Source organism: Streptomyces sp. bgisy100, from assembly GCF_057709105.1.
Genome location: NZ_JBYITE010000033.1, coordinates 66104 through 76195, shown reverse-complemented (window position 1 = coordinate 76195; position 10092 = coordinate 66104). Strand labels below are relative to the sequence as shown.

General features: G+C 71.2%; 8 protein-coding genes. 4 read left to right on the top strand and 4 right to left on the bottom strand.

Going from position 1 to position 10092, the window contains the following annotated elements; genetic code table 11:
* The 4 genes from AC3EQ1_RS21515 to AC3EQ1_RS21500 form a co-directional block, all read left to right on the top strand.
* On the top strand, positions 1-2046 hold a 2046-nt coding region (locus AC3EQ1_RS21515), incomplete at its 5' end, for a lantibiotic dehydratase family protein (RefSeq protein ID WP_432095971.1).
* A complete protein-coding gene (locus AC3EQ1_RS21510) occupies positions 2043-3119 on the top strand; it encodes a lanthionine synthetase C family protein (protein WP_432095970.1) in 1077 nt (358 codons plus the stop codon). The genes AC3EQ1_RS21515 and AC3EQ1_RS21510, both read left to right, overlap by 4 nt.
* Before the next feature lie 39 nt (positions 3120-3158).
* The gene (gene fxlM / locus AC3EQ1_RS21505) at positions 3159-5210 is read left to right on the top strand and encodes a methyltransferase, FxLD system (protein WP_432095969.1); all 2052 of its coding nucleotides are present in this window, start codon (positions 3159-3161) and stop codon (positions 5208-5210) included.
* Between the two features lie 16 nt (positions 5211-5226).
* Entirely contained in the window at positions 5227-6306 is a 1080-nt protein-coding gene (locus AC3EQ1_RS21500) for a hypothetical protein (protein ID WP_432095968.1), read from the top strand.
* A 76-nt stretch (positions 6307-6382) separates the two neighbouring features.
* Here the strand turns inward: AC3EQ1_RS21500 and AC3EQ1_RS21495 are convergent, their stop codons facing one another.
* From AC3EQ1_RS21495 to AC3EQ1_RS21480, 4 genes are all read right to left on the bottom strand, one after another.
* Positions 6383-7423, bottom strand: a complete 1041-nt coding sequence (locus AC3EQ1_RS21495) for a glycoside hydrolase family 6 protein (protein WP_432095967.1) — start codon at positions 7421-7423, stop codon at positions 6383-6385.
* 253 nt (positions 7424-7676) lie between these two features.
* Positions 7677-8363, bottom strand: a complete 687-nt coding sequence (locus AC3EQ1_RS21490) for a class F sortase (RefSeq protein WP_432095966.1) — start codon at positions 8361-8363, stop codon at positions 7677-7679.
* Positions 8364-8376: 13 nt separating this feature from the next.
* A complete protein-coding gene (locus tag AC3EQ1_RS21485) occupies positions 8377-9159 on the bottom strand; it encodes a hypothetical protein (protein WP_432095965.1) in 783 nt (260 codons plus the stop codon).
* Positions 9160-9273: 114 nt separating this feature from the next.
* Positions 9274-10077, bottom strand: a complete 804-nt coding sequence (locus AC3EQ1_RS21480; protein ID WP_432095964.1) for an HAD-IIA family hydrolase — start codon at positions 10075-10077, stop codon at positions 9274-9276.
* Positions 10078-10092 lie beyond the last annotated feature (15 nt).

Below are 10092 nucleotides of genomic sequence, written 5' to 3'. Positions count from 1 at the left end.
GTGGTGATGACTCGCGTACGACACAGCCTGTACCAGTGCGTTGGGCAAGGGATGCTGCGCGCTGCGGTGAACCTCGCCGCACCGACGATGCCTCCCTGGCCGGGGCGGGCAGCCCCACTGGAGCAGTGGCGTTCGTGGCTGAGCGCAGTGTGGGCCGACGGCACCTTCCGGCAGGCGGTGTCCAGCGCCAGCCCAGACCTGGCCGGCCGCGTTCAGGCGATCCTTGACGGCCGGTCCCCGAAGCTGCGCCGCGTGCGCCGAGCGGCACTGGCCACGGCCCGATATGCGATCCGGTACGAGCGCCGCTCCACCCCCTACGGCCTCTTCGCGGGTGTTGCACTGATCGAGTTCGGAGATACGACGGAGGTCCGGTTCGGCAACCGGCACCAGGTCGTCGCCCGGCCCGACCCGGTGGCGCTCGATGAGGCGATCAGCGCATGGGAGACGGACAACGAGCAGATGACTGACGTCGATGTATGCGTCAACACCCTCGCACAGCGGCGCGAGGGCTACATCTGCGTGCCGTCCGAGGGTGATGCTGAGTTCCGTATCGCGCTGAGGAGCCCCGCGCTCAGGTTCGTGGTCGACACAGCGCGCTCCCCGATCCGCTACTCCCTTCTGATGGACAAGCTCGCCGCCGAGTTCCCGGCCGCATCCGAAGGCGACCGCACCAAACTGCTCGGAGAGCTGCTTCGGGTGCGGCTGCTGCGGTCGTCGCTGCGCGCACCCGCCACGGTCATCGACCCCACCGAAGGCTTACCGCCTGCCTTACGCACACAGGTGCGCGACCGGACGACAGCTCCTGATCTGCGGCTGGACGCCACGGTGCGGCTGCCACGAGAAGTCCTGACCGAGGCGGAGAGTGCCGCAACCGTCCTTGCCCGTCTCGCCACCCACACGAACGGCACTCCGGTCTGGCGGCGCTGGGTCGAGCAGTTCACCGAGCGCTACGGCGAGAACACCGCGGTGCCGGTGGAGGTGGCAACAGACCCCGAAAGAGGCGTGGGCTTCCCCGACGGGTTCGTCACGGCGTTCGAGCCTCCCCGCCCGATGTCCCGCCGCGACCGGCTCCTGCTGGAGCTGGCCGGGACCGCAGCGGTCGAGGGCACCCGCTCCGTGGCCCTGACCGGCGCGGTGATCGAGGAACTTGAGGCAGCAGGAGAAGAGCCCGGCCTCACCGCGCCTCACCTCGAACTGGCCGTGCAGGTTCATGCCCGCTCGGCCCAAACGCTGGAGCGAGGAAACTTCCGGCTCCGGGTAGTCACCGTCTCGCGCTCGGCCGGCTCCATGGCGGGACGGTTCTGGCACCTGCTTCCGGATGCATGCGCGTCGTACACGGACCTGCCCACGGTCGAGCCCGCCGCCGAGCCGGCCCAGCTCTCCTTCCACGCCGGGCGGGTCCCGGCCGACCTGCTCACCCGCGCCCCGCGCGTGCTGCCCCGGATCGTGAGCGTCGGCGAGTTCCGCCACCCCGGCGACGGAGTGCTGTTCCCTTCCGATCTGGCTGTCAGCGTCCGCGCCGGCCGCCCGCACCTGGTGGAGATCGCCACCGGCACGCACCTGGAACTACTGGCGCCGACCGCGATCAATTTCCTCTGGAACAACTACACGCCGCCGATGGCCCGTTTCCTGGGCGAGATCAGCCGGGCCGTCGCTCCGCAAGTGACGTGGTTCGACTGGGGTGTCGGCTGGACGTTGCCCTTCACCCCCGCGCTCACCTACCGGCGCTCCGTCCTCGTGGCCGCGCGGTGGAAGGTACGGGCCCGGGATCTGCCCAGTCGTACCGCGACGCTGGAGGAATGGGCCACACACCTGCACGCCTGGCGTGGCCGGTTCCGGGTACCGGACCGCGTGCTGCTGGCTCAGGACGATCAGCAGCTTCCCCTCGATGTGAGCCAGGACGTGCACCTGGATCTGCTGCGCGCCCACTTGGACGCCAGCCCCATCGGCATCGCAACCCTGCATGAGGCTCCGCCGCCAGATGCCGACGGCTGGATCGGCGGCCGGGCCCACAGCCTCGTCCTTCCCCTGGCGGCACGCTCATGACGACCACGACTCTCCCGTCCCCAACGCAGGACCTCTCCGAGGGCTCCCTCGGGATGGCACTACTGGACATCGAGCGCGGAGACCTGCCCACCGCGCGGCGCCACCTCGCACAGGCCACAGCCCACGGCGTGAGCGCCGGAGGCAACGCGTCGCTGTTCCACGGAGCCCCCGCGCTGGAGTTCGTGCTCGCCCGCGCCGGGCATGCAGGCCGCGATGTCCGCGATGCCGTCGACCGTGTGGTGGACGCCCGGCTGGCCGCGGCACAGCGACGGCAAGCATCCGGAGCCCTGCCCCACCTTGCGGAATGGGACCTCATCCGCGGCCTGGCCGGACTGGGCGCGCTGCTCCTGACCCGCGGAGCAGCACCCTCCACCCGGCTGACGGCCGTGCTGGCCTACCTCGTCTCCCTGGCCCGGCCTGTCCGCATCGCGGGCCGGGAGCTGCCGGGGTGGTGGTCCGCGGTCGGGCCCGACGGCGAAAAGATGGCGGGCGGACACGGCAACAACGGCATGGCGCACGGTATCGCCGGCCCCCTGACGGTGCTCTCTCTCGCCGCCCGGCACGACGTCCAGGTGCCGGGGCAGCGCGATGCGATCGAGGTGTTCGCGCGCTGGCTGGACAGGTTCGAAGGGGGCTACTGGACCACCCACGCCCAACTGAACGCTGCCGAGCCGCCCGAGGCGGAGCCCGCCCGTCAGTCCTGGTGCTACGGCCGGCCCGGCATCGCCCGCGCCCAACAGCTCGCCGGAATGGCCCTGGGCGACCCGGCCCGACGCCAGGCAGCCGAGGACACCGTCGCCCGCACGCTGAACGACCGCAGCCACCTCGCCCGGATCACCGACGCCACGCTGTGCCACGGCTGGGCCGGTCTGGTGACGCTCGCCCGCGCTGTTGCCGCCGACAGCTCCGCCCCGCAGCGCTTCACCCTCGCGATCGGCGACCTGCAACAGCGCCTGGCCGCAGACCTGCACCGGCTGCCCAAACCAGGCTTCATGGAAGGCCGCAGCGGCGCACAGCTTGCCCTCACCGGCACGAACGCCACGGACTGGACCAGCGCCCTGCTGATCACCTGACCCCGCAGCCGATCCCACCGACAAGGAGCACCCACGCGCATGAACTTCGACGACGAGAACCTTCCGATCAGACGCGATTCGACCTGGTGGCACGCCAGTGTGGCCTTCCCCGGAGGCGCGGTGAGCCCCGAAGCCGCCCACGGCCTGGCGGCCGCGCTGCACGACCAGCGCTTCCACTTCCTGCGCAAGGACTCCGGGCTGCGACTGCGCACCGAGCGCCCCTGTACCGCCGTGCTGGACCGCCTCGTCGCCGAGCGGCAGGCCACCGGCTGGGTCAGCGGCATCTACGAGCCGGAGACCGATGCTTTCGGCGGCCCCGAGGGCATGGACGTGGCGCACGATGTGTTCTGCGCCGACAGCCGCAGCGCTCTGCCCGAGACCGGCAGCACCGGCGCCCGCGAGCGCTGCGTGCTGCTGCTGTCCGCCATGATTCGCGAAGGCGGCCTGGACCCGTTCGAGGCCGGAGACGTCTGGTCCCAGTTCGCGGCCCTGCGGTCCCCCGTCACTCCGCCCACCGGGGCCGCGCTCGACCGCTCGGTCTCGACCATGCGGCGTCTGATGAACGCGGACGCGGCCCGCCGGCCGGACGCCGAACCGGGCTGGGCCGAACGAGTCGCCGCCTTCGAGGACGCCGGCCGCCGCCTGCGCAGGCTCGCCGCTGACGGGCGACTGATACGGGGCCTGCGTGCCGTCCTTGCCCACCATGCGATCTTCGCGTTCAACCGCGCCGGCGTGCCTGCCACCGAGCAGGCCGCCACCGCGTGGCTGGGCCGCCAAGTCGCCTTTGCCACACGGGAAGACGCCAACGTGTCTACCCGCCGGTCCACTTCTGCGGACCCTGACCTCGCTCGAATGGAGACCACCGTGACACCCGTCACCGACCCCGCCGACCTGCGCGAATCCCTGGCGAACCGCCTCGTGGAGAGCGGCCACCTATGCTCCCCCGCCACCATCGACGCCTTCCGCACCACCGATCGCCACCAGTTCCTGCCCGGCGTCGACATCGAGTCGGCGTACACGGAGGACGCGGTGCCCATCAAGCACGACGAACACGGCGAGATGATCTCCTGCATCTCCGCACCCTCCATCGTCGCCACCCAGCTCGAACAGCTCGGCGCCCGGCCCGGCCACAAGGTCCTGGAGGCCGGAGCCGCCACCGGCTACAACGCGAACCTGCTGGGCAAACTCGTCAGCCCCAGCGGGCACGTGTGGACCCTTGACGTCGACCAGGACCTCATCGCCGGCGCGAGCAAGAACCTCGCTCAGGCCGGAGCCGCCAACGTCACCGCCATGCTGGCGGACGGCGCCGCCGGCCTTCCCGAGCACGCCCCGTATGACCGCATCCAGTTCACCGTCGGCGCGGGTGACGTGCCGGTGAAGATCCTCGACCAGCTCGCCCCCGGCGGACGCCTGGTTCTGCCCATGCGGATTCGCGGCAGCATCAGCCGGAGCTTCGCCTTCGAGCGGGACGGCGACACCTGGAAGACCGTCTCCTGCGAGATGGCCACCTTCATTCCCCTGCGCAAGGGCGTCTGCGACGACATCTACACCCTCGTCCCCATGGCCGGTGAGGGCAATGTTCGGCTGGAGACCTTCAGCGAGCAGAACGTGGACCGCGACGCGATCCGCACCGTCCTGGACCAGCCGCAGACCAAGATCTACACCGGGGTCAAGTTCCGCGCGGGATCGCCGTGGCAGTGGCTGTACCTCTACCTGGCCTGCGTGCTGCCCAACGGCCTGTCGCGCCTGCCCGGCGCTCGCCCCGGTTTCACCCCGCACTTCGGCTGGGGCTCCATGGCCGCGCTCGACGACGACTCGCTGGCCTACCTGACCATCCGCGAAGGCGAGGACGACGAGGGCCGGTTCTGGGAAATCGGCGTCATCGGCCACGGCTCCCGCCGCGACCCGCTCGCCGAACAAGTCGTGAGCGATATCCGCGACTGGGAGGCGGGCTGGGGCAACACCGGGCCGGAGCCCGCCTTCCGCATGGCGGTCGGGGACGTCCGCGACAAGCTCACGGCGGCTGACCCGCGCTTCATCATCGACAAGACGTACAGCCGTCTCGTCATTGACTGGCCGCGCAAGGGCTGAGCCGATGATTCCCGCGATGGCCGGCCGCATCCCTCTGGTCCGGCGCCCGAAGGCTCCGGCGCTCCCGCTGGACGACCGCATCACCCACCTCAACGGGCTGACCGTCGCGCCCGCAGGCGCGAGCCACCACGACCTGGTGACCCGTGCCTGCGGGGTCCTCAACTACGCTGCGCTGATCGCCTCCGACGTAGGGATGCCCGACCTGGCAGCCGACCTGTGCTGGAGACAACACCAAGTCTTCGCGGACGCCCCACGCCCGGCGGGCGATATCGCAGTGATGTCGCTGATGCCCCTCATCAACATCGCCCGGCTCCTGACCCGTGACGGCGACGGCGAAGCCGCCTACGACATCCTCACCCGCCTCTACCGTGCCGCCCAGAAGCGCGAGGCAGCCGAGATCCACGGACGCACCGTCGACTTATCGGAGCTGACCGACACCGAGGCGGACCACCGCAAGGTCTGCCAGGAGCTGTGGATCACCGTGCTCGTCGACGGCGCCCGCGCCCTGGCACGGATCGGCCGCTGGACCGAAGCCGCCGACGCCATGGCCAAGCACCGCGGCATCGGAAACCGCCTCCTCGACGGCCGCCAAATCAAGATCATGTCGCTGATGGAACACGGCCTCGACCAGCAGGCCCGCGACACGATTGATTCCACTGTCCCCACAGAGCCATGGGAGAACGCCATCGCGGCCCTCCTGCGAATTTCCTGCCGGCCCGCAGGCTCGCCTGCGCCGGAGCTGGAGCTCGCTCTGCAAGGAGCAACCACGCTGCTGGCCACGCCCGACGCCCCGACAGCAGCGTTCCAGATCAGAGCCGGACTGGCAGCGCTCGATCTGGTACGCGATCAGACGTGCCAAGACGTGACTCCCTTGCAAAACGCCCTCGCCGAGGTGGCCCTCCTCGACGCCTACGCCGCCCGGGACGTCCTGAACCACGACATCGCCGGCTCCCGCCTGACCAGCGAGCAGAGCGAGAAACTCGGCGCCGTACTCACCGCATCAGGACTCGGCACCGGGACTCTTCCACCAGCACATGCGCAGGCCCTCACCGAAGCCGTGGACAAGGCCGAAGTAACGCTACGCGGCCTTCTGTAGTCCCGAGCATCTTGCCGAGCCCCGCCGGGCCGGAGGTGGCTTGCGCCCCGGCCGGCGAGGGCCCGGGCCCCCGGTGTCATTCCGCGTTGCGCGCCAGCTCCAGGGCGTACTTCGGCCACCACTGGCCCGCGGGCGGGCCGCCCTTGCAGTCGCCGTCGGACTCGCCGGGGCGCTTGACCCAGAGGTAGGCGTCGACCAGGGCGTCGCCGGTCTTCGTCGTCGGGGGCTCGCCGAGCGAGCGGCCCTTCGGGTTGCACCAGGCCTCGGGGTCCTCCCGGCCGGGTGCCGGGCCGTTGCCGTTCCGGCTGGTGTCGATCACGAAGGGCTTGTTGCCGACCATGGCCGACAGCTTCTTGCCGTACTTCGTGTTCTCGGCGGTCGTCTGGTAGTTGGAGGTGTTGAGCGCGAAGCCGTCGGCCCGGTCGATGCCGGCCCGCTTCAGGGGTTCGACCATCCGGCCCGGGTCCTTGATCCAGTGCGGGTTGCCCGCGTCCAGGTAGACCTTGGTGCCGGGCAGTTCCCCGAGCTTCTGCACCGCCTCGTTGAGCAGGGCGAACCGCTCCTCGTGGAACTTCTTTTCGGTGCAGCCGTCCTCGACGTGCGGCAGGGCGTCCGGCTCCAGGACGACGGTCGCCTTGCGGTCGCCGATGCCCTTGGTCACCTTGCCGAGCCAGTCGCGGTAGGCGTTGCCGTCGGCCGCCCCGCCCTTGGAGTACTGGCCGCAGTCGCGGTGCGGGATGTTGTAGAGGACGAGCAGGGCGTCGCGGTCCGCCTTGGCCGCGGCCTCGGTGAAGCCGCGGGCCTGTCCCTCCGGGTCGTCGACGCCGACCCACTCCGCGACCGGCTGCCGGGAGATCTTCTGCAGCAGGTCGGCGTCCTTGCCGCGGCCGTTCTTACGGAGGGCGGCGACCTCCTTGGCGGCCTTTCCGTCGGGGTTCACCCAGTACGGGACCTTCGCCTTCGGCTGCTGCCGGGGGCGCGATCCCGCGTCGGACGTGCTGTCGTCGGACGGGGAGAAGCACCCCGACAGGGCGAGGAGTGCGCCCATCGTCGCGGTGCCCGCCATGAGCCGGGCCACCCGGGCCCGACGCCCCCGGCGGGTGTAACTGCCGTACATCCACTCCCCCTTGGTCTTGCTTTCCTGGGCCGTATGCCCAGGTCCCCTGGGATCAGACCGGTTCGCCCCATCGTGGCACACCGGTTCGAGGCACCACGACCGTGTCCGCGCATCGTCGATCAGCTGTTACAGCCCGGATCGGAGCGGTTCACGGCCCCGGCCCGGCTGTTCAACAGCCCGGCTCCGTCCGTTCACCGGCTGAGCCGCGAACGGACGGAGCCGGGCCGTTCCGGGGCGCACGGGGCCGCCCCCGTCAGAGCTTCGCCGCCGTCGTGGTCCCGCCGGAGCGGGTTCCGGTCAGATACGCCGACACCACGACGTTTGCGGTGTAGGTGTGCCGCTTCCGGTCGTAGTCGCCCCCGCAGGTGATGAGGCGCAGCTCGGCGCGGTCGAGCTTGCGGGCGCCGTAGACCCGTTGGGCGTCGAAGCGGGCCTTGCTGAACGCCTCGACGGACTCCACGGTGAACTCGGCCACGGACCGGTCCTCCCGCAGCACCCGCACCTTCTGCCCCGGCTTCACCCGGGCCAGCCGGTGGAAGACCGCGGGCTCGGTGTGGGTGTCGACGTGGCCGACGAGGACGGCCACGCCCGCGGCGCCGGGCGGGGCGCCTCCGTTGAACCAGCCGACGACGTCCGGGCTGTCGAACGGCGGCGGGTCGACTCCGCCGAACTCGTCCAGCCCGCGTTCGATGACCGGGGCCTTCACGCCCACGGAGTCGATCGCGACCCGCAGCGGGCGTGCCGCGGTCAGCGGGAGGCGGGCCGCGGGCAACGGGGCAGCGGCGGGGTGTCCCACCGCTGCCACGTCACCGGTCTCGGGGCGTCCGACGGTGGGGCCGTCGGTGATCTCGACGCCCCAGATCCACAGTCCCGACAGGACGACGGCCCAGGTCCCACAGCTCACCAGACGGCCCAGCACACGGTAGTGACGGTTGGCCACGGTCGCCCGGCCCTCAGTCGCCGGCGGAGTGGACGCGACGGCGGTGCAGGGCGATGCCCGCGACGGCCAGGCCCGCGGCGCTCGCGAGTCCGGCACCGACGAGGATCTGCACGGCGCCGGGGCCGTCCTCGTCCTCGGACGCGAGTCCGGCGGTGCCGCCGCCCCCGGCCTGCACGGGCGCGGACGGGGTCTCGCCCTCGCCCACGACGGTCAGTTCGGCCTCGCCGCCGCAGTCGCAGCGGACCTTGTACCGGCCGGGCTCGGTGGTGGACTTGACCTTCGCCGCGGCGTGGTGGCCGCCGCCGCCCTCCTCGGCGGAGAGCTCGGCGTCCTCGACGAACACCTCGGAGCGGGCCATCACCTTGGTGCCGCGGCAGCCCTCGACCTTGACCTCGACCTCGGCTCCGGCCGCGACGACGGCCGGGCTGAGCCTCAGCTGTTCGGCGCCGGCTGCGTGGCCGCTGCCGGTGTCCGTGTCGGTGCCGGTGCCGGTGCCGGTGCCGGTGTCACTGTCGCTGTCACTGCCGGTGTCGGCGAGTGCGTCGGGGCCGGTACTGGCACCCGCGTCGGGCCCGGTGTCGGTGCCGGATTCCGCCGGTGGATCGGCGAGCGGGTCCTCCACGCCGTCGGAGGACGATGGCGCGGAGGGCGCGTCGCTGCTGTCGCGCTTGGCGAGCAGCGACTCGTCCGCGGAGGTGCTGGGCACCCCGGGGTCGAGGTCGTCGGCGACGGCGGGCAGTGCGGTCGCCGAGCACAGGGCTGCCGCGGCGAGGACCACAGCCGCGCGATGGGTCACGCGGGACAGCCGCCGGGGCCGTCCGGAAGACCGTACAGATCGCATCGTGAACCTCCTCCTCACGTCAGCAGGTTCACGCGCGCCCGGCCGCTCCGCACCCGGAGCGTGACGCTGCTACTCCGTTCGGTGGTCAGGTCCGGCCACTCGGTCCACCAGGTCCGCGATGGAGTCGACCACGGTCGACGGGCGGAAGGGGAACCGGTCGACCTCCTCCGGCTTGGTCAGGCCGGTGAGCACCAGGAAGGTCTCCATCCCGGCCTCCAGACCGGCCAGCACATCGGTGTCCATCCGGTCGCCGATCATGGCGCTGGTCTCGGAGTGCGCGCCGATCGCGTTCAGTCCGGCGCGCATCATCAGCGGGTTGGGCTTGCCGACGAAGTACGGTTCCCGGCCGGTCGCCTTGGTGATCAGCGCCGCGACCGAGCCGGTGGCGGGCAGGGCGCCCTCGGCGGACGGACCGGTCTCGTCCGGGTTGGTGGCGATGAACCGGGCCCCCGCGTTGATCAGACGGATCGCCTTGGTGAGCGCCTCGAAGCTGTAGGTGCGGGTCTCGCCCAGCACCACGTAGTCGGGCTCGGAGTCGGTGAGGACGTAGCCGATGTCGTGCAGCGCGGTGGTGAGCCCCGCCTCGCCGATGACGTACGCGGTGCCGTTCGGCCGCTGGTCGTCCAGGAACTGGGCGGTGGCCAGGGCGGACGTCCAGATGTTCTCGACCGGCACGTGGAGCCCCATCCGGGACAGCCGGGCGTGCAGATCGCGCGGGGTGTAGATCGAGTTGTTGGTGAGCACGAGGAAGGGCCTGCCGGACTCGGACAGCCGCTTGACGAAGGCGTCGGCCCCCGGGATCGGAATCCCCTCGTGGATGAGGACCCCGTCCATGTCGGTGAGCCATGACTCGATCGGCTTGCGCTCTGCCATGCCGGACTCCTGCCG

Bases quoted from the DNA above. Each gene is read 5' to 3' on its own strand.
- AC3EQ1_RS21480 (WP_432095964.1), bottom strand. From the start codon at position 10,077: ATGGCAGAGCGCAAGCCGATCGAGTCATGGCTCACCGACATGGACGGG.
- fxlM (WP_432095969.1), top strand. From the start codon at position 3,159: ATGAACTTCGACGACGAGAACCTTCCGATCAGACGCGATTCGACCTGG.
- AC3EQ1_RS21500 (WP_432095968.1), top strand. From the start codon at position 5,227: ATGGCCGGCCGCATCCCTCTGGTCCGGCGCCCGAAGGCTCCGGCGCTC.
- AC3EQ1_RS21495 (WP_432095967.1), bottom strand. From the start codon at position 7,423: ATGTACGGCAGTTACACCCGCCGGGGGCGTCGGGCCCGGGTGGCCCGG.
- AC3EQ1_RS21510 (WP_432095970.1), top strand. From the start codon at position 2,043: ATGACGACCACGACTCTCCCGTCCCCAACGCAGGACCTCTCCGAGGGC.